This is a genomic window from Methylobacterium symbioticum (assembly GCF_902141845.1).
In the GTDB taxonomy this organism is placed as follows: Bacteria; Pseudomonadota; Alphaproteobacteria; order Rhizobiales; family Beijerinckiaceae; genus Methylobacterium; species Methylobacterium symbioticum.
The window spans coordinates 153,857-178,526 of the sequence record NZ_CABFPH010000001.1 but is presented as its reverse complement, the minus strand read 5'-3'; the positions used below and the strand labels follow the sequence as shown (position 1 = coordinate 178,526).

23 protein-coding genes and 3 pseudogenes are annotated in these 24,670 nt (G+C 69.4%); 16 read left to right on the top strand and 10 right to left on the bottom strand.

Going from position 1 to position 24,670, the window contains the following annotated elements; genetic code table 11:
- Positions 1-251, bottom strand: a pseudogene (locus tag MET9862_RS00850) (transposase); the annotation flags it as partial.
- A 66-nt stretch (positions 252-317) separates the two neighbouring features.
- Between MET9862_RS00850 and MET9862_RS00845 the strand changes: the two are divergent.
- Both MET9862_RS00845 and MET9862_RS00840 read left to right on the top strand, forming a co-directional pair.
- Positions 318-600, top strand: a pseudogene (locus tag MET9862_RS00845) (IS5-like element ISMra2 family transposase); the annotation flags it as partial.
- Between the two features lie 417 nt (positions 601-1,017).
- On the top strand, positions 1,018-1,470 hold the full coding sequence (locus tag MET9862_RS00840) for a hypothetical protein (RefSeq protein WP_142581200.1): 453 nt from the start codon (positions 1,018-1,020) through the stop codon (positions 1,468-1,470).
- A gap of 16 nt (positions 1,471-1,486) precedes the next feature.
- Here the strand turns inward: MET9862_RS00840 and MET9862_RS00835 are convergent, their stop codons facing one another.
- The 7 genes from MET9862_RS00835 to MET9862_RS29090 form a co-directional block, all read right to left on the bottom strand.
- Positions 1,487-2,584, bottom strand: coding sequence for an NADH:flavin oxidoreductase (locus MET9862_RS00835; protein WP_142581199.1), 1,098 nt, complete (start codon positions 2,582-2,584; stop codon positions 1,487-1,489).
- 14 nt (positions 2,585-2,598) lie between these two features.
- Positions 2,599-2,919 carry a ClpB D2-like domain containing protein gene (locus tag MET9862_RS30725; protein WP_244612507.1) on the bottom strand — a complete coding sequence of 107 codons (321 nt, stop codon included), beginning with the start codon at positions 2,917-2,919 and terminating at the stop codon, positions 2,599-2,601.
- A 282-nt stretch (positions 2,920-3,201) separates the two neighbouring features.
- Positions 3,202-3,438: a DUF2171 domain-containing protein gene (locus tag MET9862_RS00825; RefSeq protein WP_185156705.1), complete on the bottom strand. Its 237-nt coding sequence runs from the start codon at positions 3,436-3,438 to the stop codon at positions 3,202-3,204.
- 104 nt (positions 3,439-3,542) lie between these two features.
- Positions 3,543-3,770, bottom strand: a complete 228-nt coding sequence (locus tag MET9862_RS00820; RefSeq protein ID WP_142581196.1) for a hypothetical protein — start codon at positions 3,768-3,770, stop codon at positions 3,543-3,545.
- An 888-nt stretch (positions 3,771-4,658) separates the two neighbouring features.
- Positions 4,659-6,167: a LuxR C-terminal-related transcriptional regulator gene (locus MET9862_RS00815; protein WP_142581195.1), complete on the bottom strand. Its 1,509-nt coding sequence runs from the start codon at positions 6,165-6,167 to the stop codon at positions 4,659-4,661.
- A 300-nt stretch (positions 6,168-6,467) separates the two neighbouring features.
- Entirely contained in the window at positions 6,468-6,683 is a 216-nt protein-coding gene (locus tag MET9862_RS00810; RefSeq protein WP_142581194.1) for a hypothetical protein, read from the bottom strand.
- Between the two features lie 119 nt (positions 6,684-6,802).
- Positions 6,803-6,940: a hypothetical protein gene (locus MET9862_RS29090; RefSeq protein ID WP_185156704.1), complete on the bottom strand. Its 138-nt coding sequence runs from the start codon at positions 6,938-6,940 to the stop codon at positions 6,803-6,805.
- Positions 6,941-7,310: 370 nt separating this feature from the next.
- Here MET9862_RS29090 and MET9862_RS00805 point away from each other — a divergent pair, with 370 nt between their 5' ends.
- From MET9862_RS00805 to MET9862_RS00750, 12 genes and pseudogenes are all read left to right on the top strand, one after another.
- Entirely contained in the window at positions 7,311-8,423 is a 1,113-nt protein-coding gene (locus MET9862_RS00805; RefSeq protein ID WP_142581193.1) for an NAD-dependent epimerase/dehydratase family protein, read from the top strand.
- A 14-nt stretch (positions 8,424-8,437) separates the two neighbouring features.
- On the top strand, positions 8,438-9,523 hold the full coding sequence (locus MET9862_RS00800) for an SDR family NAD(P)-dependent oxidoreductase (protein WP_142581223.1): 1,086 nt from the start codon (positions 8,438-8,440) through the stop codon (positions 9,521-9,523).
- A complete protein-coding gene (locus MET9862_RS00795; protein ID WP_142581192.1) occupies positions 9,523-10,830 on the top strand; it encodes a TIGR04295 family B12-binding domain-containing radical SAM protein in 1,308 nt (435 codons plus the stop codon). The genes MET9862_RS00800 and MET9862_RS00795 overlap by 1 nt, the downstream gene beginning before the upstream one ends.
- A complete protein-coding gene (locus MET9862_RS00790; RefSeq protein WP_142581191.1) occupies positions 10,821-11,933 on the top strand; it encodes a glycosyltransferase family 4 protein in 1,113 nt (370 codons plus the stop codon). The genes MET9862_RS00795 and MET9862_RS00790 overlap by 10 nt, the downstream gene beginning before the upstream one ends.
- A gap of 20 nt (positions 11,934-11,953) precedes the next feature.
- Positions 11,954-13,066, top strand: a complete 1,113-nt coding sequence (locus tag MET9862_RS00785) for a CgeB family protein (protein ID WP_142581222.1) — start codon at positions 11,954-11,956, stop codon at positions 13,064-13,066.
- 8 nt (positions 13,067-13,074) lie between these two features.
- Positions 13,075-14,193, top strand: a complete 1,119-nt coding sequence (locus MET9862_RS00780; protein ID WP_142581221.1) for a CgeB family protein — start codon at positions 13,075-13,077, stop codon at positions 14,191-14,193.
- The gene (locus MET9862_RS00775; RefSeq protein WP_142581190.1) at positions 14,190-15,398 is read left to right on the top strand and encodes a CgeB family protein; all 1,209 of its coding nucleotides are present in this window, start codon (positions 14,190-14,192) and stop codon (positions 15,396-15,398) included. The genes MET9862_RS00780 and MET9862_RS00775 overlap by 4 nt, the downstream gene beginning before the upstream one ends.
- Positions 15,395-16,513: a UDP-glucuronic acid decarboxylase family protein gene (locus MET9862_RS00770; RefSeq protein ID WP_142581189.1), complete on the top strand. Its 1,119-nt coding sequence runs from the start codon at positions 15,395-15,397 to the stop codon at positions 16,511-16,513. The genes MET9862_RS00775 and MET9862_RS00770 overlap by 4 nt, the downstream gene beginning before the upstream one ends.
- The gene (locus tag MET9862_RS00765) at positions 16,513-17,613 is read left to right on the top strand and encodes an inositol-3-phosphate synthase (RefSeq protein WP_142581188.1); all 1,101 of its coding nucleotides are present in this window, start codon (positions 16,513-16,515) and stop codon (positions 17,611-17,613) included. Before MET9862_RS00770 ends, MET9862_RS00765 begins: the two co-directional genes overlap by 1 nt.
- Complete coding sequence (locus tag MET9862_RS00760; RefSeq protein ID WP_142581187.1) at positions 17,610-18,215, top strand: histidine phosphatase family protein; 606 nt, start codon at positions 17,610-17,612, stop codon at positions 18,213-18,215. Before MET9862_RS00765 ends, MET9862_RS00760 begins: the two co-directional genes overlap by 4 nt.
- A 26-nt stretch (positions 18,216-18,241) precedes the next feature.
- Positions 18,242-18,559: pseudogene (locus tag MET9862_RS00755) on the top strand (TIGR04290 family methyltransferase); the annotation flags it as partial.
- Positions 18,560-18,604: 45 nt separating this feature from the next.
- Positions 18,605-19,534 carry a glycoside hydrolase 5 family protein gene (locus tag MET9862_RS00750; RefSeq protein WP_142581185.1) on the top strand — a complete coding sequence of 310 codons (930 nt, stop codon included), beginning with the start codon at positions 18,605-18,607 and terminating at the stop codon, positions 19,532-19,534.
- Between the two features lie 364 nt (positions 19,535-19,898).
- Here MET9862_RS00750 and MET9862_RS00745 read toward each other — a convergent pair whose 3' ends face one another.
- The gene (locus MET9862_RS00745) at positions 19,899-21,284 is read right to left on the bottom strand and encodes a sensor histidine kinase (RefSeq protein WP_142581184.1); all 1,386 of its coding nucleotides are present in this window, start codon (positions 21,282-21,284) and stop codon (positions 19,899-19,901) included.
- 11 nt (positions 21,285-21,295) lie between these two features.
- Positions 21,296-21,961, bottom strand: coding sequence for a response regulator (locus tag MET9862_RS00740; protein WP_142581183.1), 666 nt, complete (start codon positions 21,959-21,961; stop codon positions 21,296-21,298).
- 109 nt (positions 21,962-22,070) lie between these two features.
- Between MET9862_RS00740 and MET9862_RS00735 the strand changes: the two genes are divergently transcribed.
- Complete coding sequence (locus tag MET9862_RS00735; protein WP_142581182.1) at positions 22,071-23,144, top strand: ABC transporter substrate-binding protein; 1,074 nt, start codon at positions 22,071-22,073, stop codon at positions 23,142-23,144.
- Positions 23,145-23,349: 205 nt separating this feature from the next.
- On the top strand, positions 23,350-24,642 hold the full coding sequence (locus tag MET9862_RS00730; RefSeq protein WP_142581181.1) for an MFS transporter: 1,293 nt from the start codon (positions 23,350-23,352) through the stop codon (positions 24,640-24,642).
- Positions 24,643-24,670 lie beyond the last annotated feature (28 nt).

The following is a 24,670-nucleotide window of genomic DNA, read 5'->3' as shown; positions in this document are numbered from 1 at the left end:
CCGGATGCCATCGACCGCCTGCCGGCGTCGCTCGGGGGCTACAAGTTTCCCGCGGCAACGTCCGCCAGCACCTGCTTCTCCAAAGATAGATCGGCCACCGTACTCCTTGCGCCAGCGGTAGTAGCTCTGCTCGGAGATCTCCGCCTCCTTAGCTGAGCCAGCGCCAAGTTCTTGCCCTGGACTGTCTGCACCTCGATCTGGCGCAGCATCAGCACGACCTGCTCCGCGCTCGTCTTCTGACCTCGCCGCATGTCCGACTCCTCCGGTCCTGGCTGATCCTCTCAATCAGCCCGGTCCAAAGCCAGCCGGTCAGGTCACAGCACGCTGCCGGCGCACGCCGGTCCGGCGCCATCGAGGGGTGAGGGCACGGTCGAGGGTGTGGGCGAGGCGCTCGGGCGCAAGCAGGGCGGCTTCTCGACCAAGCTGCATCTGCGCACGGAGGGCGGCGGCAAGCCGATCACCGCAGTGGTGACGGCGGTCGAGCGGCACGAACAGTTCGCCCTGGACGTGTTGATGGACAAAGGCGCCGTGCGGCGCTGAGGAGGCGGCCGTCGGCGCTTGCATCCGCGCCGGACGGCGGGAGATCGGGGCTACGCCGCCCTCAGCCTCATGATCTATCGGCGTGGACTGACGGGCGCCTATAAGGTTTCGCCCTAAGGACTGACCCAGGTGCCGGGCGGATGTCAGAGTGCTCAATGGCGATTATCGGCACGAGCGCGCGACGACGATTCGGTGATCGCACGGTCAGACGAAGCAAATCTCTCAGCTTGGCATCGTGATCGTTTGCCTGCCAGCTTGCGCCGACGCGAGCGTCTCCGGCGCATATCCATAGACGCGGACCACGGAGAGCCCGAGAAGAGCGTCTGCGTCAGGGGAAATGATTGACTCAAGCTGACGGAGAAGCGAAGTTTCGCCAGATAAGTCCGGGTTTTACGGGCATCAGGAACAGGCCATCCTGCCTTCAGCCGATCAGGTCATGCCACTTGTCGCGACGGAAAGATCGAGGTCGGGCGTACGATGACAGATGCCGGAGACACTGATCGAGGGCGCACGAGTGAGAAAGAGGATATTGCGGAGCGGGAAGATTTTCTTAATTATAATTATCGAGAGCCCATCGAGCTGGCGAAGCAATCGATCGGCATAATCAGCGGCATCCTTTTATTTTCGGTCAATTTCTCCGACAAGCTTGGGGGTATCCAAAACTCTCCGCCGTCCTACAAGTATGTCTTGCTTGCATCATGGGCGCTTTTGCTTTTGGCTATTACGTTGTGCGGCATCTCGATGGCTTTCAGTTGGAACTCCGCGCGCTACATGCTCTGGGGACAGAGTGAAGTGCGGCCACCCCGGAAGTCGAGGCGGCTGAGCAGGTTTGCCGCCAATGCCTTGACGAGCGCGGGGATTTTCTTCGTCTTGGGTCTGGCGCTGATGATCGCAGGCGGCTTCATGTCGTCGGTCATTCGGCCCGCCTGATCGCGAGCCCCGATCTTCAGGAGAGCGTGGCGAGTGCTTCGCGGGTAAAATCCTTCAGGTGCTCGTGCCGTCCCTCGCGGATCTTGCTCACCCAATGCGGGTCGGACAACATGGCCCGGCCGACGGCCACGAGGTCGAAATCGCCGCGCGTGAGACGGCGGATGAGTTCGTCCAGCGGGTCCGGACGTGAGCTCTCGCCCTGGAAGGCGGCAATGAACTCGCCCGAGAGTCCGACCGAGCCGACCGTAATCGAGGGCTTCCCCGTCAGCTTCTTTGCCCAGCCCGCGAAATTCAGGTCCGAGCCTTCAAACTCCGGCTGCCAGAAACGCCGCTGCGAGCAGTGGAAGATATCGACGCCCGCTTCGGCGAACGGGTTGAGCCACGCAGCGATTTCGTCGGGTGTTCGGGCGAGCTTCACCGCAAAATCTTGCTGCTTCCACTGTGAGAGGCGCAGGATCACGGCGAAGTCCTCGCCGACCGCAGAGCGAACCGCGCGCACGACCTCGATGGCGAAGCGACTCCGCTCCGGCAGGGTCGCGCCGCCATAGCGGTCTTGTCGCTTGTTCACGCCGGCCCAGAAGAACTGATCAATCAGGTAGCCGTGTGCGCCGTGAATCTCGACCGCGTCGAAGCCGAGGCGCTTGGTCTCCGCGGCGGCACGGCCGAACGCCGTGATCGTATCGGCAATATCGCACTCTGACATCGCGACGCCGCCGGCCTCGCCGGGGAGGACGAAGCCGGACGGGCCTTCCATCGGGGTAGGCGGCTTCCATCCCGACGCGTGGGGCGCCACGATGCCCATGTGCCAGATCTGCGGCGCCATCGCGCCTCCGGCGGCATGCACATCGTCGATGACGTGCTTCCACCCTGCAAGCGCCTGTTCGCCATGGAAATGAGGAATTGCGGGATCGTTCGACGACGCTGGCCGGTCGACGACGGTGCCTTCCGAGATAATCAGTCCAGCCTCGGGAGCACGTCGCCGGTAATAGCTGGCCACTGCGGGCGTCGGGACGCCGCCGGGAGAGAACGAACGCGTCATCGGCGCCATGACGATGCGATTCTTCAACCGGAGCGACTTGTATTCGAAGGGGCGGAACAAGGTGTCGAGGCTCATGGCACGCTCCAGGATCAGCGCGTCCGCCCCGGACGATCAGCCGGGACGGAAAACCATTGCGCGGCTTTGTCGAAGTGGGCCGCTATACGGATCAGGCGCCGCAATTCGCGCGCGCCGAATTCCGGTCGGAACCCTGCCGCCGCGCGATGGTCGACGAGGCTCTGGTCCGTCACGAGCTCGACACCCTGCCCCTGTGCTGTGCGTCGGACACGCTCCGGCTGCAGCTCGACGATCGAGCGGATCTCGCTCTGACCCAATGCGTGGAAGACGATGATCTCGTCGATCGAACAGCGATCCGAGGGGGGAGCTGGAGCGGCCCTGCTGGCGGGCGACACGCCGGTAATCGACGTCGCACAATTCCATGGTCCGGCGCTGGTTGTTGCTGACCACCTGAGCCCGTACGGTGGCCGGTCGCACCCAACAGATGTCGCAGATTCCGTCGCTCATGCTGGGCTCCCTGAATATAGGGCTCGAGCGTGATGGATCAGCCAGGATCTGATCCGCTTCGCCGGGTCGCGCTGGCAGATCGGGCGTGGTCCGGCTCGGCCTGAACCGTCAGCCTCCTTGAAGACCTCGAGGGCACGTCCGTGCCGGTAGACCTCCGCGCAATGCCGGTGTCAGATCGCGCGCTCAAGATGGTGGCGCTTCGCGTAGGGCTCGCTCGCCCAAACGCGTTTTGCCTCGTCGAATGTCCGATTCAGTGTGACCCGGTCATCCACGGCAGCGATCCAATCCGGGGTGACGTATTGGTGCTGGTTTCGAGGCTTCTGGTCGACACGAGAGATCTTGAGATGACCACCTTCGAGCTTGTCGACAGTTCCGATCCGAGTTCCGTCGCTATCGACGACGGCCATGCCTCTGCTGATCAGAGCGAGCAGTGGACGCCCTCCCGCGCGATCCTGTCCATTCATCGACATGTTTTGCACTCCAGTTGCATGAACGATTGCTTGCATTGAGATCAGAACTTGTTACTCAACAGCGCCTCATATCCACGCGGGGTCAGTTCGACCGTGCCGGCGTCCGGCGTGGCGACATATCCGGTGCGCGCGAGTTCCGAGACCGCTGCCGCAACTGCGGGGTCGGTCCCAAACCGTTCATCCAGCGTCGTGATGCGCAGGCGTGCACCGGGCAGCCGATGCGTACTGCGCAAATATGCCAGGATCTCACGTGCTATCTCTGACTGCATCGTTGAATTCTCCGGCCTGTCGTCCGGTATGTTCACAGGAATACATTTAGAATGGCAGTCTAGGGCCGCGGAATTCACCTACTCAGTTTTTGATGATCTATTGCGCTAGGTCGGTGTTTCATAGCAAAATGAACAATGTCAGGGAGATTCTGTATCGCCGGGTGGAGGAAGGTTCTGATGATCCGCTGCTGCGGCAATCGCTAGCCAGGATACCGTGTCGGCTCTGCGCGTGCCCCTGACCTGCAACGGGACCGGCCTTTGTAGCCCTGACGCATGGGCCCCGCGCATGTCACCGATTGTGAGAGGCGCCGCCGATGCGGAGCGGGCGCTGCGCGCCACGATGAGCCGCGAGCGCCAGCGTCCCAGGATCACGCACCGCCCGCAGCCTGGCTCCCAGCACAGGCCACGCCGCTTGCTGTCCGGGCCCGATCGCCTCGTGCCGCATCCAGGTCACTCGCACCCATGCTGCGCCTCCCTGCCTTCGCGTCGAAGTCAGATGGGGGCCTTGCGCCGCCGCGGCATCCGGATCGATCCTAAGTCAGATGCCGGACGGGCAAGTCGTTCAGGGTCTTGACCTAGGAGCCGTCCGCATTGCCGATGGCAGCACCGTGCTCAAATCCAGGGAGAACCCGACATCTGCGGAGTATGATCTGGACGGTTCTCAGGCCCTTCACGCCCGATGGTCTTGGTCCCTGTCCCGTCCCGCAATGGCCGAGATCTGGATCGTCCCGAGCCGCCTGACGCCCGCCGCCTTCTGGCATGCGGTGGATCTCTTCTCCCGCGCGCCTTCTGGATCTCCGATGAGCATGACGGCAAAGCTGAGGGCGACAACGGCGTGACAGCCTGATCTCGCAGCCCGGTTCCCTCGTAGGTGCCGGGCTGCACGACTTAGTCATCGTCGTGTTGGGCGGGACGCACACCGGCGGCCGTCGCGATGAGAACGGCCTCGGGCAAGGTGCGGACACCCAGCGCCTCCATGACCCGGGCACGGTGGATCTCCACCGTGCGTGGGCTCAGGCCCAGCGTACGAGCGATGGTCTTGTTGGTCCCGCCAGCGAGCAATCCCTCCAGCACCGCGCGCTCGCGCGGGGAAAGCGCCACGATCCGGCTCCGAGCTTCGTTGCTCCCGTGCGCCCGATCCGCCTCGGCGTGGATCCCGGCGAGCGCCGTCTTGACGGCGAACAGCAGAGCCTGCGGTGCGCAGGGGGCTTCGAGGAAATCGACCGCTCCCGCCTTCATGTAGCGGACCCCGAGGCCGACATCGCCCCTGCTCGCGCCAACTGCCACCATGGGCAGGTGCGCACGAGCCGCCTTCAATTCACTTGCGACGACGATGTCGCCGGCTTCCTTCAGGTTGAACACGACGCAGCCCGGCCTCAGCGCGCCTATCATCTTGAGGAGGGCCTGACCGCTCTCAAAGGCTTGCACCTCGTACCCACCGGACTGCAGGGCATCGACGAGGCCGCGCCGGGCATCGTCCCCGCCCGCGATCACGTAGGCGCGCAGGCCGGTATCGACTGTGACGTCCTGCGCGATCCCGCCCGCTGACCGGCTCCGTCCGTCAATGCCTGGGATCGAGAAGAAGGTGTCGCGGATGCGGCGCACTGCGTTATCCGAGGCGCGCAGGATGCGGTACTCCAACACGAGTGTCTCGCCTCCGCTGACCCGCTCCATTGCTTGTGCTGCAGCGTCGCGGTCCTCCGGGTGGACGCTGGCGAGCCAACGCGCGAGGTCCGGCATGTCCTCGGCAGGCATGCCCCAGATCTGCGCGAAGGCCGGGCTGAGATAATCGAGCCGTCCACTCTCCAGGTCGGCGAGCCAGAGTACGTTGGCCGAATGCTCGGCGAAGCGCCGGAAGCGCTCCTCGGTCAAGCGCAAAGCACTCACCTTCTGCAGGCGGTCGATCACCGGTCCTAGGATGATGGCGTAGGTGCGCAGGAACTCGGTGTCCTCCTGAGCGAAGTCGCGCGGTTCGGTCGCGTCCACCTCCAGCAGGCCGTAGACCTTCCGGCCCGGCACAAAGATCGGCACGTTGGCGAATGCCCTGACCCCGGCCTCCTTCATGAAGGCGGGGACATCGAAGCGCTCCTCCTGGCGGATGTCCTGCGTAATGATCGGCCTGCCTTGCTTGATCGCGAAGGTCTCGGAGGAGCGCTCCCTCATGGGTAAGCGCAGCCGACCAACGATGCCCGGAGCCCAGCCGACGCCGGCCCGCACGAAGACCACTTGTCCATCCTCCTGGATCTCCAGGATCTTGGCGCGGGTGATGCAGCAAGCCTCGGCGACGAGACGGCAGGCTTCGGTCAGCACCTCGTCGAGGTTCTCGCTGCGCAGGACGAACTCGCCGAAGTCGGCCAGAACCTGCTGGCGCTTCATCATCTGCTCTTGGCTGGGCATCGGTGTTCCCCGGCGCGGAGCAATGAGGCGCTCGTCGGCGAAGAACCGTGGCTTGGACACGGCAGAGCACCTCACCCACATGTGAGAACACCGCAAGCCGATCTTGGGTTCACGGCGGCTGAGCGACGTCGACCGAGAGCGCTCTTAAGCCGAAGTGGAGGCCGGTTCGGCGAACGAGAGCGGCTCTAGCCCAGTGGTGTGCACGACACCGGGCGTCCCGTGGCGATCAGGGGCGGTTGCTCAGGCTCGATAAGATCGCCGGAAAGCCGAGACTTCACGTCGGATTTCAAAATCAGGCGCCTATCTTGTGATGCGCTTCGGCGCGATCGGGTCGCTCGCCGGGAAGGTCTCTTCGACGGCTTCGTCGAGCAACTGGTCCTGGCGCTTCTCCAAATCCTCGTTGGGTATGCGGGGCCCCGGGGCCGCATCTGCGGCACGGTCGGGGTCGCCACGGTTCGAGACGCGCTTCGCAAGGCCGTCGAAGGCAGCTGGCTTCGCTTGCCCGGTATCCGACATAGATCCCTCCCATCCCAGTCTGCCTCTACAAGGTGAGCTCAGATGGTGCTCGCTGTTCCGTGTGATAGCGGGATCCCGCCTAAGTGAGATGCCGGTTCGCTCTTCCGGCCGCCAAACTCTCACCGCCACCGGTCGCACGACACTGAATTCACGCCGATGGCGCGGATGGCGTCGGTGACGCTCCGGCCCTGGGAGATCAGCACATCCGCCTGCTGGAGCTCGGCGGCGATCTCCTCGGGCTTCCGGTGCTGGGCCATGTCGTCCGTCCTCCAGGCTCTAAAGCCATCCCACAGGGCGGACCACCTCAATGGGGGTGGATCAAAGGGGCGGCGCCCGGCTCGACCGGGCAAGAGAGGGGCCGGGGCATTGTTCCTGCCAGACGAGGACCCGTCGCAGCGACCCTGGGAACCGACCTTGGTCTACCATCCGGATCCGCTCGACGACCAGGAGTCTCCCGATTGATCCGGGAACAAAGATCCTGAACCAAGATTGCCCGGACAGAAAATCAATTGGTCGGCACGATATATCAAGAAAATTGTCCGGCGATTATAACATAAGTTGCGTGAAATTCGGACAGAATAACTTTTGATAGTGCATCTCCATCTTAGCAGGGTGGGCCGGGAGCGCATGAAGAAGCTTGCTCTTATTACAGGCGGTGCCGGATTCATCGGTCGGCACCTAGCGCGCGCGCTGCTCGCCCAGGGCTATCGCGTGCGCGTCCTCGACAGCCTGATCGAGCAGGTCCACGGCGGCCGCACCGTCCCGGAGGGCCTCGACCCGGCGGTCGAGTTCATGGTCGGCGACGTGCGGGACGGACAGGCCACAGCGCGGGCGCTCGCGGGGGCGACCCACGTCGTCCACCTCGCGGCGGAAGTCGGCGTCGGCCAGAGCATGTACGCCGTCGAGCGGTACGTCTCGGTCAACGATTGCGGCACCGCCGCCCTGTTCCAGGCGCTGATCGAGGCGCCGGTGCAGCGCGTCGTCGTCGCCTCCTCGATGAGCATTTATGGCGAGGGCCTCTACCAAACGGCGGACGGCGACATCGTCGAGGACGCGCTGCGCAAGCCCCACCGCCCCGGTGAGCCCTGGGACCCGCTCGACGAGGCGGGCCGGCCACTCGTCCCTGCGCCGACCCCGGAGAGCAAGCAGCCGGCGCTGGCTTCCGTCTACGCGCTGACCAAGTACATGCAGGAGCGCCTGACCCTGATGCTCGCCCCCGCCTACGGCATGGAGGGCGTCGGCTTGCGCCTCTGGAACGTCTACGGGCCAAGCCAGGCGCTCTCGAACCCGTACACAGGCGTGCTCGCGATCTTCGCCGGCCGCCTCCTCAACGGCCAGCCGCCGATGATCTTCGAGGATGGTCTACAGCGGCGCGACTTCGTCCACGTGGAGGACGTGGCCCAGGCCTTCGTGCTGGCCCTGGAGCACCCGGCCGCCGCCGGCCAGGTCTACAATGTCGGCAGTGGGCAGGACCGCACGGTGAGGGAGGTCGCCGCGCTTCTCGCCCGCGCCATGGGCCGCGAAGACATTGTCCCCGAGATCACCGGGCAGGCCCGGGCCGGCGACATCCGGCACTGCATCGCCGATATCGGCAAGATCGGGCGCGAACTCGGCTACGCGCCGCGGCGCGACTTCTCGGAGGGCCTTGCGGAACTTGCCGCCTGGGTCGCCGAGCAGAGGGCCGTCGACCGGGTCGCCGAGGCGCGGCGCGAACTCGAAGCGCGGGGGCTCGTCGCGTGAGCGCTCCGGCCGCGATCTCAGGGCCGGCCGTCGGCCGTCCCGTTCTCGTCACAGGGGGCGCGGGCTTCGTGGGCGCCAATCTTGCCGACGCGCTCGCGGCAGAGGGGCACACCGTCATCCTGTACGACGCGCTGGTGCGCCCGGGCGTCGAGGCGAACCTCGCTTGGCTTCAGGCCCGGCACGGGCCGCGCATCGTGCCGGTGATCGCCGACATCCGCGACGCGGCCGCGCTCGCTCAAGCGATGGCCGAGGCGCAGGCGGTATTCCACTTCGCCGCCCAGGTCGCGGTGACCACGAGCCTCGCAGATCCCCGCGCCGACATGGAGGTCAACGTCCTCGGAACCCTGAACCTGCTGGAGGCCCTCCGCGCGCGCGTCGGCGGGCCCGTCCCCCTGCTCTTCGCCTCGACCAACAAGGTCTACGGCAACCTGCCCGACCTTGCGCTCCGGCTCGAGGGCGACGCCTACCTGCCGGAGGATGCGGGCCTGCGCGCCCGCGGCGTCAGTGAGGACCGGCCGCTCGTCTTTCACACGCCGTACGGCTGTTCCAAGGGCGCGGCCGACCAGTACGTGCTCGACTATGCCCGCAGCTACGGACTGCGGACCTGCGTGATGCGGATGAGCTGCATCTACGGCCCGCGCCAGATGGGGAACGAGGACCAGGGCTGGGTCGCTCACTTCCTGATCCGCGCGCTGCGGGGCCAGCCGATCACCCTCTACGGCGATGGCTGCCAGGTGCGCGACATCCTCCACGTGGCCGACGCGGTCACGGCCTATCGCGCGGCCTGGGCCCAGATCGACGCCATCGCGGGCCGGGCCTTCAACCTCGGTGGGGGACCGGCCAACGCGGTCAGCCTGCGCGGGCTGATCGCCCATCTCGGCGCCCTGACCGGGCGGCCGGTCGAGGTGCTGGCCGGCGACTGGCGCCCGGGCGACCAGCGCTACTACGTCTCCGACGCCCGCCGCGTCGGCGAGGCCCTGGACCTTCCCCCTGCTCGGCCCTGGCGCGAGGGCGTGGCCTCGCTCGCCGCTTGGCTGCGCGCCTCGCTCGCGCAGCCGGAGCAGGTCCACGCTCCGTCCCGGATCGAGGAGCCCGCCTGATGCGCGTCGCCCTCGTCAACCCGCCCTGGGACTATCGCAACAGCATCTATTTCGGCTGCCGGGCGCCGCACCTGCCGCTCGAGCTCGCCTATGCCGCCGCGCTCCTGACCCGGGCCGGGCACCGGCCGCTGATCGTCGACGCGCATCTCGAGGGCCTGAGCGCCGCGGCCGCGGCGGATCGCGTCGCCGCCTTCGCGCCGGCTATGACGGTGATCGCCACCGCTCCGACCTACCTGTTTTGGCGCTGCGCCCCGCCGGAACTGCGCGTGCCGCGCGCCTTCTTGGACGCCTTGGGCGGGCGCGGCGGGCGCACGGTGGCGGTCGGGCCGCACGGCTCGGCGACGCCGCGCCCGACGCTGACGAAGCTCGGCTGCGACATCGCGGTGCGCGGCGAGTGCGAGGAGATCGTCGCCCGGCTCGCCGAGGCGGGGGACCTCACCGGGGCGCCCCTCGCGCAGGTGCCGGCTATCGCCTTCCGCGACGGCGTCGATGTCGTGGTCACGGGCCCGCCCCATGCAGGGCGCTTCACCGACCTGCCGGCCCTGCGCTGGCCCGAGGCCTGGATCGCCCGTTGCCGGCACCACCACCACCGCTTCGACGCCGAGGCGATGGGGCCAGGCGCCGAGGTCGAGGCCTCGCGCGGCTGCCCCTACGCCTGCAGCTTCTGCGCGAAGATCGATTTCCGCGACAAGTACCGCCGCCGCGACCTTGGCCTCCTGCTCGAGGAGATCGACGGCCTGATCGTCCAGGGCGCGACCTATCTCTACTTCATCGACGAGATCTTTCTGCCCCAGAAGCCTCTCCTGGAGGCGCTCACGGCGCGGCGCGTCCAGTTCGGGATCCAGACCCGGATCGACCTCTGGAAGCCCGACATGCTGGAACTCCTGGGTGGTGCGGGCTGCGTCTCGATCGAGGCCGGTGTCGAGAGCCTGACCGAGGCCGGCCGGGCGAAGCTCGACAAGAACTGCCGCGCCTCCACCGACGATCTCGCCGAGCGCCTGATTCACGCACGCCGCTCGGTGCCGTTCGTGCAGGCCAACCTGATCGCGGTGGCGGGCGACGATCCCGCCCTCGTTGCCGCTTGGCGCGACCATTTGCGCGGCCAGGGTGTTTGGGCGAACGATCCGGTGCCCCTCTACCCCTATCCGAGTTCGCCGGATTACCGGCGCCTCTGGGGCGAGCCGGACGACGTCGCCTGGGAGCGCGCGCACGCGCACTATCTCGGCCAGTTCGAGCGCTTCAGCGACATTCAGGAAGAGCGCCCGCTGCCGCTCCCGACCTTGGAGGTGGCCTGCGGATGCCCCTGAGACCCGCGCCTCCGCACGTTCTGATGAGCGCCGACGCGCTGGGCGGCGTCTGGCCCTACACGCTGGACCTCGCTGCCGGGCTGACCCGCGAGGGCGCCGCCGTGACGGTCGCGCTGATGGGGCCGGCACCCGCGCCCGAGCGGATCGCCGCCGCCGAGGCCGCGACCGGCGCCCGCATCCTCGCGACCGGCCTGCCCCTCGACTGGACGGCCGACACCCCGGAGGCCGTGCGCGCAGCCGCCGCGGCGCTAGCCTGGCTCGCCTGCAGCGAGGGGGCCGACCTCGTCCACCTGCACGCCCCGGCGCTGGCGCTGGCGCGCTTCCCCGGCCCGGTCGTGGCGGTCTGCCACTCCTGCGTGGCAACGTGGTGGGCCGCGGTCGAGTCTGGCCCCTTGCCCCTGGATCTTGCCTGGCGGTCGGACCTCGCCGCGCGCGGCTGCGCTGCCGCCGACCGGCTGCTCGCCCCGACCCACGCTTTCGCGGAGGCGACCCGCGCGGCCTACAGCCTGCCCGAGGCCCCCCTGGTTGTGCGCAACGGCCGCGACGCTGTCCTCACCCCCTTTGAGGGGACGCCGGCGGCCCGCATCTTCGGTGCCGGCCGGCTCTGGGATCGCGCCAAGAACGCTGCCGCCCTCGACCGGATGGCCGCCCGCCTCCGCCTGCCCGTCCAAGCCGCGGGCCCGGTGGTCGGGCCCCACGGCGCGCGCTTCGCGGCCGCGAACCTGCGGCTTCTCGGCTGCCTCGACGAGGCCGGCATGACGGCCGAGCTCGCCGACCGGCCGATCTTCGTCTCACTCGCCCTCTACGAGCCCTTCGGCCTCGCCGTCCTGGAGGCGGCCTCGGCGGCCTGCGCCCTCGTCCTCTCCGACATCCCGACCTTCCGGGAACTCTGGGAGGGTGTCGCGCTCTTCGTCGACCCCGAGGACGACGCGGCCGCGGCCCGCGCCGTCGAGAGCCTCGCGCTGAGCCCCGAGCGGCGCCGGGCGCTGGGCACCGCGGCCCGGGCCCGGGCCGAAGGCTACGGCGTCGGCGCGATGGTCGAGGGCGTGCGCGCGGTCCACCGCGCCCTCCTCGCATCCGGGCACCGCGAGGTCGCGGCATGAGATCCCTGGCTCGGCCCCCGATGCGGATCGTCTACCTGACGCATTCCCTGGCCTCGTGCTGGAACCACGGCAACGCGCATTTCCTGCGCGGCGTGCTGCGATCCCTGATCGCGGCGGGCCACCGGGTCGAGGTCTACGAGCCGGCCGGCGCCTGGAGCCTGGAGAACCTGCTGCGCGACCACGGGCCGTCCGGGCTGGAGCCCTTCCGCGCCGCCTATCCCGAACTGTCGTCGCAGACATTCGCCTCCCCCGCCGAGGCGGTGGAGCGGGCCGCCGGCGCCGACCTCGTCCTCGTCCACGAGTGGAACGAGCCGGCGCTGATCGCCGCCCTCGGCCGCGCCCGGGCCCGGGGCGAGAGCCGGCTCCTGCTGTTCCACGACACCCACCATCGCGCGGTGAGCGCAGCCCACGAGATGGCGGCCTTCGACCTCTCGGCCTATGACGGCGTCCTCGCCTTCGGGGAGGCGCTCGCCCAGGTCTACTGCCGTCTGGGCTGGGGCGCGCGCGCCTTCGTCTGGCACGAGGCGGCCGACACCGTCCTGTTCCGCCCGCCCGCTGAGCCCGTCGCGCGCTCCGGCCTCGTCTGGATCGGCAACTGGGGCGACGGCGAGCGCACGCAGGAATTGGAGACCTTCCTGTTCCGCCCGGCCCGCGCGGCCGGGCTGCCTCTCGACGTCTACGGCGTGCGCTACCCCGACGACGCGCTGGCGACGCTCGCCCGCTACGGTGCGCGCTACCACGGCTGGGTCGCGAACGGCGCCGCACCGGCCCTGTTCGCCCGGGCGCTCGCCACCGTGCATGTGCCGCGCCGCTTCTATGCAGGACAGCTGCCCGGCATCCCGACCATCCGCGTCTTCGAGGCGCTCGCCTGCGGCATCCCGCTGATCTGCGCGCCGTGGGAGGATGCGGAGGGGCTGTTCACCCCAGGGAGCGACTACCTCGTCGCGGCCACCGGCGCCGCCATGGAGCGCCACATGCGGGCGCTCAGGGAGGATCCGGACCTGCGCGCGGCGCTCGGCCGCCAGGGCCTCGCCACGATCCGCGCCCGCCACACCTGCCGCCACCGGGCCGAGGAGCTTCTCGCCATCGCCCAGAGGCTGCGCGCGCCCGAGCCTGTGGAGGCCTCCCCGTGACGCGCCCGTTGCGAATCGCCTTCTACGGCTCCTCCCTGCTCTCCTCCTACTGGAACGGGGCGGCGACCTACTATCGGGGCCTCCTCGCCGATCTCGCGCGGCGCGGCCACCGCATCACCTTCTACGAGCCCGATGCCTTCGACCGGCAGCAGCACCGCGACATCGAAACTCCGCCCTACGCCGAGGTTCGCGTCTACCCCGCGACCGAGGACGCGATGCGCGCCGTCGTGGCCGAGGCGGCGGCCGCCGACGTGGTGGTCAAGGCGAGCGGCGTCGGCGTGTTCGACGACGACCTTCTGGCGGGTGTGATCGCCGCCTCGCGGCCGGAAGCGATCCGCATCTTCTGGGACGTGGACGCGCCGGCCACGCTTGCCGAGATGCGGGCCGATGCGGGCCACGCCCTGCACCGGGCCATGCCGGCCCTCGACCTCGTCCTCACCTATGGCGGCGGCCCGCCGGTGGTCGCGGCCTACGAGGGCTTCGGCGCGCGCGCCTGCATCCCGGTCTACAACGCCCTCGATCCGCAGACGCACCATCCCGTGCCGCCGGATCCGCGCTTCTCGGCCGACCTCGCCTTCCTGGGCAACCGGCTGCCCGACCGCGAGGCCCGCGTCGAGCAGTTCTTCCTGGTCGCCGCCGCGCGACTGCCCGAGCGCCGCTTCCTCATCGGCGGCAGCGGCTGGGAGGGCCGCGGCCTGCCCGCCAACGTGACCCATGTCGGCCACGTCTACACGCGCGACCACAACGCCTTCAACGCGAGCCCGCGCGCCGTGCTCAACATCGCCCGCGACAGCATGGCGACGGTGGGCTTCTCCCCGGCCACCCGGGTCTTCGAGGCGGCGGGCGCGGGGGCCTGCCTGATCACCGATGCCTGGGAGGGGCTCGAGTTCTTCCTGAAGGAGGGCGAGGAGGTGCTCGTCGCCCGCGACGGGCGGGACGTGGCCGAGCACGTGGCAGCCCTGACGCCGGAGCGCGCCCGCGCCATCGGGGCCGCCGCGCGCGCGCGGATCGCGGCCGAGCACACCTATGCCCGCCGCGGCGCGGAGGTGGACGCGATCCTCGCACGCGCCGCTGCCGAGAAGATCGCCGAGACGGTCGGGCCCGTCCTCACCCGGAGCGTCGTATGAGCGCGCCGCTTCGCCTCGTGGTGCTCGGCCTCTCCCTGTCCTCGTCCTGGGGCAACGGCCACGCCACCACCTACCGCGCCCTCCTGAAGGCGTTCGCGGGCCGCGGCCACGACGTGCTGTTCCTGGAGCGCGACGTGCCCTGGTACGCCGACCACCGCGACCTGCCCAATCCGGACTTCTGCCGCTTCGCCCTTTACGCCGACCTAGCCGGCCTTGAGGCCCACCACGCCGCGATCGCGGAGGCGGACGCCGTGATCGTCGGCTCCTACGTGCCGGAGGGCGTCGCGGTCGGCGACCGGGTGCTCGCCTGGGCGCGCGGCACGCGGGCCTTCTACGACATCGACACACCCGTGACGCTCGGCGCGCTGGATGCGGGCGACTGCGCCTATCTCGCGCCGCGCCAGATCGGGGCCTACGACCTCTATCTCTCCTTCACGGGCGGTCCGACCCTGCGGCGCCTCGAGCGGCGCTACGGCGCGCCCGCCGCGCGCGCGCTCTACTGCGCGGTCGATGTGCAGGCCTACGCGCCGCGGGCGCGGCCCGTGCTGTACGACCTCAGCTATCTCGGCACCTACAGCCCCGACCGGCAGCCGACCCTGGAGCGGCTGCTGATCGAGCCGGCGCGCCGCGCGCCCGACCTGCACTTCGCAGTTGCCGGTCCCCAGTACCCGGCGGAGATCGACTGGCCCGGCAACGTCGCGCGCATCGAGCACCTGCCTCCGCAGGCCCACCCGGATTTCTTCGCGGGCAGCCGCTACACCCTGAACGTCACCCGCGCCGATATGATCGCGGCGGGATTCAGCCCGAGCGTGCGCCTGTTCGAGGCCGGCGCCTGCGGCACGCCGCTGATCAGCGATTCCTGGGCCGGCCTCGACACCATCCTGGCGCCGGGCCGCGACATCCTCTGCCCCACGAATTCGGACGAGGTCCTGGCGATCCTCCGCGACCTGCCAGAGGCCGAGCGTGTCCGGCTCGGCGCGGCGGCGCGGCAGGCGGTGCTCGCGCGCCACGCGGCGGAGATCCGGGCCGCCGAGCTGGAGGCGTGTCTGCGGGAAGGCGCCACGCGGCGGCGGTCTCGCCGGGTTGCCGGTCCGGGGGAGTGGGGCGCACCGGGACCCGGATCGGAGGCGGGAGACGTGGTCGGCGTCCTCGCCACCGGAGGGCCGATCCTTGCGGAGGTCAGCGAGTGTGGGAGCGAGCAATGACGAATGAGACAGCTGGCCGGGTGCTCGTCGCGGGAGGGGCCGGCTTCATCGGCTCGCACCTGATCGACGCCCTGGTGGCGCGGGGCGCGCGCGTCACCTGCCTCGACAGCTTCCTGACGGGGCGCCATGTCAACCTCGCCCATCTCGCCCGGGAGCCGCGCTTCGACCTCGTCGAGGCTGACGTCGCCGAGCCCCTGCCCGCGCTCGGCCGCTTCGATCGGGTCTACAATCTCGCCTGTGCGGCCTCGCCGCCGCATTATCAGGCCGATCCGCAGCACACGCTGATGACCTGCGTGCTCGGAACCCACCACCTTCTCGAACTCGCCCGTGCCGGCGGCGGCTGCTTCCTCCAGGCCTCGACGAGCGAGGTCTACGGCGATCCCGAGGTGCATCCGCAGCGTGAGACCTACTGGGGGAACGTGAACCCGATCGGGCCGCGCGCCTGCTACGACGAGGGCAAGCGCGCCGCCGAGACGCTGGCCTTCGACGCGCGCCGTGTGCACGGGCTTGATGTCCGCGTCGCGCGCATCTTCAACACCTACGGGCCGCGCATGCGCGCCGACGATGGACGCGTGGTCTCGAACGTCGTCTGCCAGGCACTCGCGAACCTGCCGATCACCGTGTACGGCGACGGCGAGCAGACCCGCTCCTTCTGCTACGTGGACGACCTCGTCGAGGGCCTGCTGCGCCTGATGGAGCGTCCCGAGACACCGCCCGGGCCGGTCAACCTCGGCAATCCGCGCGAGATCACGGTGGCCGCGCTCGTCGGCCTCGTCAGCCGGATGACGGGCACGCGCTCGCCGGTGGTGCGCCGGCCATTGCCGGTGGACGATCCCCAGCGCCGCCGGCCCGACATCGCCCGCGCGCAGGGCCTTCTCGATTGGCAGCCGACGGTCGCGCTGGAGGCGGGCCTCGAGGCCACGATCGCTTGGTTCGCGCAGGAGATCGGCCAGAAGGTCGACCAGGAGATCGGTGCCGAGGCCGCCGCCCGCGCCAAGGATTGCGCCTCCGGGATCCCGTCAGACCGGGCCGTGGGCGGCCGGGCGCTGCGGCGCCCCGAGCCGGCACATGGCCTTCCCGGCCTCGTGCCGGGCCTCGCCCGACAGGGCGTGTAATGGGCGCGCCGCCGATCCGGGTCGGGCTGGTGGGGGTGGGCAACTGCGCCTCATCCTTCGTGCAGGGCCTCCACCACTACCGGGACGCGGACGGCGCCGCGCCCGGCCTGATGACGCCCGACCTCGGCGGCTACCGGGTGCGCGACGTCGTGGTCGTCTCGGCCTTCGACGTCTCGGCCGCCAAGGTCGGCCGGGACCTCGCCGAGGCGATCCTGGCCGCGCCCAACAACACCGAGGTCTTCGCCGTCGTGCCGGAGAGCGGCGTCGTCGTGGCCCGCGGACCGACCCTCGACGGGATCGGCCGCTTCCTGCGCGAGGCGATCCCCGAAGCGCCCGAGCCCGCCGCAGACGTGGTGACGGAACTCCGACGCACCGGCACGCAGGTCCTCGTCTCCTACCTCCCGGTCGGCTCGGAGCAGGCCAGCGCCTTCTACGCCACCTGCGCGCTGGAGGCGGGCTGCGCCTTCGTGAACTGCATCCCCGTCTTCATCGCCTCGAACGCCGACTGGCGCGCGCGCTTCGCGGCCGCGCGGCTGCCGGTTATCGGCGACGACATCAAGAGCCAGGTCGGCGCCACCATCGTGCACCGTGTGCTGACCAACCTCCTGCGCGAGCGCGGGATCAGGCTGGAGCGGACCTACCAGCTCAACTTCGGCGGCAACGCCGACTTCCTGAACATGCTGGAGCGCGAGAGGCTCGAATCGAAGAAGCTCTCGAAGACCCGCGCCGTGACGAGCCAGCTCGACGTGCCGCTGGAGGCCGGGAACATCCATGTCGGCCCGAGCGACCACGTGCCCTGGCTCACCGACCGCAAATGGGCGCATATCCGCCTGGAGGGCACCGCCTTTGGGGGCGTGCCGCTCAACATCGAGCTGAAGCTTGAGGTCTGGGACTCGCCCAACTCCGCCGGCATCGTGATCGATGCCGTGCGCTGCGCACGGCTCGCCCTCGACCGGGGCGTGGGCGGCGCGCTCCTTGGGCCGTCGAGCTGGTACATGAAGTCGCCGCCGACCCAGCGCACCGACGCCGAGGCCCATGCCAGCACCCTGCGTTTCATCGCGGGCGAGACCGATGCGACGTTTGCCGGATGTGCCGAATGAGGCGCGTTGTCCTCGTCCGCCACGGCAGCCACGACCGGCTCGGGCGCATCTTGTGCGGGCGCATGCCCGGCGTGTCCTTGAGCGAGGCGGGTCGGGCCGAGGCGCGGGCGACGGCCGCGGCTCTGGGCCGCCGCCTCGGCTCCGGGGAGGGCGTCGTGCTGGTGGCAAGCCCTCGCGAGCGCACGCAGGAGACGGCCGCTGCGATCGCCGATGTGCTCGGCCTCGCGGTCGGGACCGATGCAGCCATCGACGAGATCGATTTCGGCGCCTGGACCGGGCGGCGGCTCGCCGACCTCGCCGGGGACGACGGCTGGGATGCCTGGAACGCGCGGCGCGGGTCGAGCCGGCCCCCCGGCGGCGAGAGCATGGGCGAGGTCCAGGCTCGCATCGGAGCCCGCCTCGACCGGCTGGCCCGCGAGGAGGCTCCGCCCGCGATCCTCGTCAGCCACGGCGACGTGATCCGCGGCGCAATCCTCCACCTGCTCGGCCTTCCCCTCGACGCCTACGACCGCATCGTGGTCGGCCCCGCCTCGTGGAGCGAGCTGGACCTCTGGCCGGGCGGCGGGCGCGTCGTCTCCCTGAACGAGCGGGCCGCCCCATGAATTCAGACGCCATCAGCGCGGATGAGCTGCGCCACCCGCTGCCGGCCCTCGACCTGATCCGCGAGCTGGCCGCGCGCGACCTCCCCGTGTTCCAGTCGATGCCGCGCGGCTCGACCGCGGTCGAGCCGGTGGCGGAGGTGTCCGACTGCCGGGACAGGGATCGGTTCGAGCGGCGCGGATCTCTGCGCCTGCACGTCGTCGGGCGCGCATCCGCGCATGGCTGGGCCAACTGGTGGATCCCCAACCGCGCCGCGATCGAGGCGATGCCGCGCGCCAGCGCCTTCGCGATCGAGAGCCGGCCTGACGTGGAGGTCTATCTCTGCCGCCGCGCGCCGCCTCTCTGAGGCCGGGCGCGATTGATTCGAGTGGCCGGGCCGAGGGGAGGGCCGATGATCGAAGCCGTGATGCTCTGGAACGAGCCCAACAACAAGTCGCACTGGGATCTCGCCCTCGACCCCGACTGGTTCCTGTTTGCCGAGATGGTGAAGGGGGCGAGCCGCGCAATCCGCACCGAGAACCCGGACCTGCCCCAGGTGCTGGGCGGCATCTCGCCGATCGACCCGCACTTCATGCGCACGATGATCGGACAGGGCGTGCTGGATGGCCTCGACGCGGTCGCGGTGCACGGCTTTCCCCTCGACTGGAACCTCTGGCAGATCCACGACTGGCCGAGCAAGGTCGCCGAGATTCGGGCGCTGACCCACCTGCCGGTCTGGGTCTCGGAGGTCGGGGTGTCGAGCTTCGGCGCCGAGGAGGTGCAGGCCTGGGGCTGCGCCCGCACGGCGGAGCTCCTGAAGGGCGAGGCGCCGCGCATCCACTGGTACAGCCTCTACGACTTGCCGCGGGAATGGGAGGCGACCACCCGGCACAAGGAGGCGGAGGGCTCCTCCTACTACCGGCATTTCCACATGGGGCTTCTTCGTCAGGACGGCACACCGAAGCTGGCTCTGGAGACGTTTGCCCGGCATACCCCCGATCTCGGCATCTGCCAGTGGTTTCACTACGACGATCACCGGCTCGACGACGCCGTGGCCTGGCTGAAGCGCCTCCACGTCACCCATCTGCGCACCGGGCTGTCCTGGGCCGACAGCTTCCGGCCGGACGCCCTCGGCTGGTTCGACCGCCAGATGGCGGCACTCCAGGATTTCGCGGTGACCGTGACGTTCTGCTTCACGCCCGAGCACCGGGGGATCAGCCCCCATCACACCAGCCCGCCGCTGGTGCGCGAGGAATTTGCGGAATTCTGCGCTGCAATGGTGCGCCGCTACGCGCCGGCCCGCGGGCGGATTGCGGCATCAGCCCTCCTGCCGACGGCTTGACGGTCAGGAAGGAAGCGGAATTCGACGATTGTTCGTTCAGCACTGACGCCGCTGCATTGGCAAAAGTCTTTGCTTCGCCAGAGCGAAGGCAAAAGAGCGGCCGTCCTGGATTGAGCCCCGAACGATGGGCAGCGGATCATCGCCATGGTGCGCAAGGTCCGGACCGGGCCGATTATCTTGAAAAACTCGGCGCCAGCCCGGAGCAGCACCGAGAATCGCTTTTGCTGAAGAAGGTTTTACTGCCGTATCGCCCGGGCAGCCGGGAACCGCCGGGCGCGTTCGTGCCGCTCCGCCCCATCATCGATTGCGTGCCCCGGATGACCGTCAGCCTGTTCCCGCAGGGGCCGGACGCTTCCGGAGCTTTCTATTGGGGTGCACGGAAATCGGCCCGCGCGACCAATCCTGCGCGGTCGGCGCGGGCCTCGAGCGTGACAGCGCCTCCGACCCGATCGGCCAGGGTCCGAACGATGGCGAGCCCGAGGCCGCTGCCGTCCGGCCCATCCCGCGAGGCGACGCGGTAGAAGCGCTCGAACACCTTCTCGCGCTCCTCGGCGGGAATGCCCGGGCCCTCGTCCTGCACCTCGACGCAGGCACCGGAGCCCGTCCGCCTGACCCGGACGGTGGTCGTCCCGCCGGCGCGATTGTAGCGGATCGCGTTGTCGACGAGGTTGGTGAGGATCTCGCCGAGGATGAACGCCGCGCCGATCACGGGCACGGCGCCGTCCGGGCGATCGAGCACGATCTCGGTCATGCGCGTGAGGGCATGAGGCACCTGCTCCGCGACGACGCGGGTCGCGACCGCGTTCAGATCGGTGATCGCATCCGCGGCCGGCCCGGGGCCGGAGCCCTCGTCGGCGCGGGCCAGGGCGATCAGTTGCGAGAGGAGACGCTCCAGGCGCCGCGCGGCACCGTCGATGTCGTCGATCGCTGCGGTCTGGGCGTCCCGGGATTGGGTACGGCGCAGCAGCTCCACGTGCATCCTCAGCACGGCGAGCGGCGTCCTCAGCTGATGGGAGGCATCGGATGTGAAGGTGCGCTCGCCCTCGATCGATTGCTCGAGGCGGTGGAGCAGCGTGTTGAGCGCAAGGACCGGCGCCATCGCTTCGCGGGGCACGCCCGCGATATCGAGCGGCCGCAGGTTGATCGCGCCCGGGACGGCCCGGCGGCCGATCTCGTCGCTGAGCCGCGCGAGCGGCCTCAATCCGCTGTCGATGCTGTACCATGACAGCGTGGCAACCAGGCCGAGCAGCCCCAGTTCGGCGAAGGCCAGGCCGGCCAGCAGGCGGCGTTCCAGGCTCTGACGCGCCTCACGCGTCTCGGCGACCTGGACGAGCACCGGGTCCGGCTTCCCGTAGACCCGCCGCGCCTGGGCGGCGATCCGGACGCTCGCACCGCGCATCGTGCCGTCGCGATGGGTCGTCACCCCGGGCGTGAGGGCCCCGACATCGGTGACCGCGAGATCACGGTAGCCCGTGACGAGCGCGCCGCCATAGGTGACGCTGTAGTAGATCCGGTCCTGTGCCTGGCTCTCGAGCATCCCCAGGGCGACGCGCGGCAGGTCGACCGTGACCTCGCCCTCCTCGACCGTCAGCCGCTCGGCGATCGCCAGGACGGATCCGTCGAGCAGACGGTCGTGAGTCGCCTCGACGACGTTCTGGATGACGAGGGCGCCGGCAAGGCCGAGCACGGAGGCGAGCGCCAGAACCGGCAGCAGCATGCGGATCAGCAGGCGCCGCCGGAGGGAGGGCATCCGGGCCGCGCTCACCCGGGCATCAGGAGGTAGCCGAGGCCGCGGATGGTCCGGATCTCCGGGCCGTTGGGCTGGAGCTTCTTGCGCAGGCGGGCGACGTAGAGTTCGAGGGCGTTCGGGGCCACCGGCTCGTCGAAGCCGAAGATCTCGGCGCTGAGCCGCTCCTTCGCGACGGGCTTGCCGGCCTTCGCCATCAGGACGGTGAGCACGGCGAGTTCCCGGCGTCGCAGCGCCACCGGCACCCCGTCGAGCGTGACCGTCGCCGTCGCGCGGTCGAGCGCCAGCGCGCCGCAGTGCAGGACCGGGTTCGGCACCGCCTGGCCCCGCCGGACGAGAGCGCGCACGCGGGCCTCGAACTCGGCCAGATCGAAGGGCTTCAACAGGTAGTCGTCCGCTCCGAGATCGAGCCCGCGAACCCGGTCCGCGATCGCGTCGCGGGCGGTCAGCACCATCACCGGCACCGTCGAGCCGGCCGCCCGCACGGCCTTCAGAACCTCGAAGCCCGGCAGGCCCGGCAGCCCCAGATCGAGCACGACGAGGCTGTAGGGCTCGCTCGTCGCGAGCCGCACCGCGTCCGCCCCATCCGGCTCGTGATCGACCGCGTAACCGCCCTGCCTCAGGGCGGCAACCAGGCCGCGTGCCAGGGCGGCGTCGTCCTCGACGACCAGAACGCGCATGCTCCTCCCGTGACGGATCGGCCGGGGCGGCGAACTTTTCCCTAGCATTTGTGCCGATCCTCTGCACGGTCCGTGCGCAGGACATCGCGGGCAGACGACAGGGACCTCCATGAGGCTGAGCTTTGCCGTTGCCGTCCTCGTGCTCGTGGCGACCGGGTTCGGCCGGGGGCAGGCCCAGGGCGAATTGACCCCGCAGCCCGACCCGAGGCCCAGCGCGGTTCCCGCGGGAGAGGCCGTCGTCGTGCGCGGCACCACCGACGAGGCGGAGGTCATCGACCTCCTGGCCGGATTCCGCCAGGCGCATCCCGACCTGGCGGTGTCCTACACCAAGATGAATTCCGGGCGCCTCTATGACAGCTTCGTGGAGGAGGCCGCCGCCGGGAAGGGCACGGCCGACATCGTCTGGAGCTCGGCCATGGATCTCCAGATCAAGCTCGTGAACGACGGCTACGCCGTCCGCTACGTCTCGCCCGAAGCCGCGGCCCTACCCGCCTGGGCGGTGTGGCGGAACGAGGCGTTCGGCGTCACGGCGGAGCCGATCGCGATCGCCTACAACAGGACGCTGCTGCCGCGGGAGAGCGTCCCGCACACCCGGGCCGATCTGATCCGATCCCTGTCCGAGCGGCCCGAGGAGTGGAAGGGGAAGGTGGCGGCCTACGACCCGGAACGCAGCGGGGTCGGATCCCTCATCCTCGCGCAGGACATCGAGCTCACGCGCCGCACCTGGGATCTCGTCGCCGCCCTGGGACAAGTCGGCGTCAAGCTCTACACCACGACCGAGACGATGCTGGACCGGATCGCCTCCGGCGAGACTCTGCTCGCCTACGGTGTCTTCGGCGCCTACGCGCTCGAACGGGCGAAGCAGGACGCGACGATCGGCGTCGTTCTGCTCGGCGATTACACCCTGCTCGTCTCGCGGATCGCCTTCGTGCCGAAGGACGCGCGCCATCCCGCCGCCGCCCGCCTCTTCCTCGACTACATGCTGTCTCACGAGGGCCAGTCCCGCCTCGCCTCGCGGTCGCTCACGCCGGCCCGCCCGGACGCGCGACGCGCGGACGATCCGGTCACGGCCGTGACGGCGCTGCGGCCGGTCTCGGTCGGGCCCGAGCTCCTGGCCAATCTCGATCAGATCCGGCGCGCCCGCATGCTGCGGCAGTGGCGCCGGGCCATGGAGGGGCGGTGAGCGCCGCGACCGACGCGTCCCCGCCGTGACAGCTTCGTGACAGGTTGTTGCCGGTATACCCGCCGCGAGCGCCGCACGATCGGCGCCCAAAACGGGAGGATCGGACCACGGCCGCGGCCGGGCCGCCGCAGGCGGCCGTCGCCGCTGTCGAACCGACGCTCCCCTCGTGCGGTCGCCACCGCCTGAGCGCCTGAGGGAGGCAACCATGATACAGGACAATCCATCGCGTTCGAAAGTCGCCACGGTTCTTCGTGTGACCAGCGGCAACTTTCTCGAGATGTTCGACTTCTTCCTGTTCGGCTTCTACGCCACGTACATCTCGAAGACCTTCTTCCCCGTCGGCAACGAGTTCGCATCGTTGATGCTGACCTTCATGACCTTCGGGGCGGGGTTCCTGATGCGCCCGCTCGGCGCCATCTTCCTCGGCGCCTACGTGGACAGCATCGGGCGCCGGAAGGGCCTGATCGTGACGCTCGGCATCATGGCCGCCGGCACGATCCTGATCGCCTTCGTCCCCGGCTACGGCACGATCGGCCTGCTGGCGCCGTTCCTGGTCCTGATCGGTCGCCTCCTGCAGGGTTTCTCGGCCGGCGTCGAGCTCGGCGGCGTGTCCGTGTATCTCGCCGAGATGGCGACGCCCGGCAACAAGGGCTTCTACGTGTCCTGGCAATCCGGCAGCCAACAGGTCGCCGTCATGTTCGCGGCCGTGATCGGCTACGCCCTGAACCACGCGCTGCTGCCGGCCGAGATGAACGATTGGGGCTGGCGGATCCCGTTCTTCATCGGCTGCGCGATCGTGCCGTTCCTGTTCTATATCCGGCGCTCGCTGGAGGAGACCGAGGAGTTCCTGAAGCGCAAGCACCGTCCCTCCATGAGGGAGGTGTTCGGCTCGCTCGCGCACAATTGGCAGATCGTGCTTCTCGGCATGCTGCTCGTCGGCATGACCACGATCTCGTTCTATACGATCACGGTCTACACGCCGACCTTCGGCAAGAGCGTCCTCAAGCTGTCCGATACCGACAGCCTCTTGGTCACGTTCTGCACCGCCTTGTCGAACCTGTTCTGGCTGCCCGTGATGGGCGCGCTGTCCGATCGGGTCGGGCGCAAGCCGATCCTGCTCCTGTTCTCGGCGCTCACCCTGCTCACGGCCTATCCGGTGCTAGTCTGGCTGGTCGGCCATGCGAGCTTCGGCAACATGCTGATCGCGCTCCTGTGGCTCTCGTTCCTGTACGGCAGCTACAACGGTGCGATGGTGGTCGCGTTGACCGAGGTGGTGCCGGCGAGCGTGCGCACCGCCGGCTTCTCGCTCGCCTACTCGCTCGCGACCGCCCTCCTCGGCGGCTTCACGCCCCTCGTCTCGACCTGGCTGATCGAGGCGACGGGCAACCGCGCAGCGCCCGGGCTATGGATGGCCTTCGGCGGCGCCTGCGGCGTGGTCGCGACGCTCCTGATTTACCGGCGCGCCGCCCAGCCTGCCGCACTCGCCAGCGCCGCGTGATCCTGGGCCGGGGACGGCGCGTTCCCGG

Excerpts from the sequence above, each read along its gene's own strand:
- MET9862_RS29090 (WP_185156704.1), bottom strand. The coding sequence starts at position 6,940 with ATGGCCCAGCACCGGAAGCCCGAGGAGATCGCCGCCGAGCTCCAGCAG.
- MET9862_RS00790 (WP_142581191.1), top strand. The coding sequence starts at position 10,821 with ATGCCCCTGAGACCCGCGCCTCCGCACGTTCTGATGAGCGCCGACGCG.
- MET9862_RS00810 (WP_142581194.1), bottom strand. The coding sequence starts at position 6,683 with ATGTCGGATACCGGGCAAGCGAAGCCAGCTGCCTTCGACGGCCTTGCG.
- MET9862_RS00775 (WP_142581190.1), top strand. The coding sequence starts at position 14,190 with ATGAGCGCGCCGCTTCGCCTCGTGGTGCTCGGCCTCTCCCTGTCCTCG.
- MET9862_RS00730 (WP_142581181.1), top strand. The coding sequence starts at position 23,350 with ATGATACAGGACAATCCATCGCGTTCGAAAGTCGCCACGGTTCTTCGT.
- MET9862_RS00760 (WP_142581187.1), top strand. The coding sequence starts at position 17,610 with ATGAGGCGCGTTGTCCTCGTCCGCCACGGCAGCCACGACCGGCTCGGG.
- MET9862_RS00785 (WP_142581222.1), top strand. The coding sequence starts at position 11,954 with ATGCGGATCGTCTACCTGACGCATTCCCTGGCCTCGTGCTGGAACCAC.
- MET9862_RS00840 (WP_142581200.1), top strand. The coding sequence starts at position 1,018 with ATGACAGATGCCGGAGACACTGATCGAGGGCGCACGAGTGAGAAAGAG.
- MET9862_RS00740 (WP_142581183.1), bottom strand. The coding sequence starts at position 21,961 with ATGCGCGTTCTGGTCGTCGAGGACGACGCCGCCCTGGCACGCGGCCTG.
- MET9862_RS00765 (WP_142581188.1), top strand. The coding sequence starts at position 16,513 with ATGGGCGCGCCGCCGATCCGGGTCGGGCTGGTGGGGGTGGGCAACTGC.
- MET9862_RS00820 (WP_142581196.1), bottom strand. The coding sequence starts at position 3,770 with ATGCAGTCAGAGATAGCACGTGAGATCCTGGCATATTTGCGCAGTACG.
- MET9862_RS00815 (WP_142581195.1), bottom strand. The coding sequence starts at position 6,167 with ATGCCCAGCCAAGAGCAGATGATGAAGCGCCAGCAGGTTCTGGCCGAC.
- MET9862_RS00805 (WP_142581193.1), top strand. The coding sequence starts at position 7,311 with ATGAAGAAGCTTGCTCTTATTACAGGCGGTGCCGGATTCATCGGTCGG.
- MET9862_RS00825 (WP_185156705.1), bottom strand. The coding sequence starts at position 3,438 with ATGGCCGTCGTCGATAGCGACGGAACTCGGATCGGAACTGTCGACAAG.
- MET9862_RS00770 (WP_142581189.1), top strand. The coding sequence starts at position 15,395 with ATGACGAATGAGACAGCTGGCCGGGTGCTCGTCGCGGGAGGGGCCGGC.
- MET9862_RS00835 (WP_142581199.1), bottom strand. The coding sequence starts at position 2,584 with ATGAGCCTCGACACCTTGTTCCGCCCCTTCGAATACAAGTCGCTCCGG.
- MET9862_RS00745 (WP_142581184.1), bottom strand. The coding sequence starts at position 21,284 with ATGCCCTCCCTCCGGCGGCGCCTGCTGATCCGCATGCTGCTGCCGGTT.
- MET9862_RS00795 (WP_142581192.1), top strand. The coding sequence starts at position 9,523 with ATGCGCGTCGCCCTCGTCAACCCGCCCTGGGACTATCGCAACAGCATC.
- MET9862_RS00735 (WP_142581182.1), top strand. The coding sequence starts at position 22,071 with ATGAGGCTGAGCTTTGCCGTTGCCGTCCTCGTGCTCGTGGCGACCGGG.
- MET9862_RS00750 (WP_142581185.1), top strand. The coding sequence starts at position 18,605 with ATGATCGAAGCCGTGATGCTCTGGAACGAGCCCAACAACAAGTCGCAC.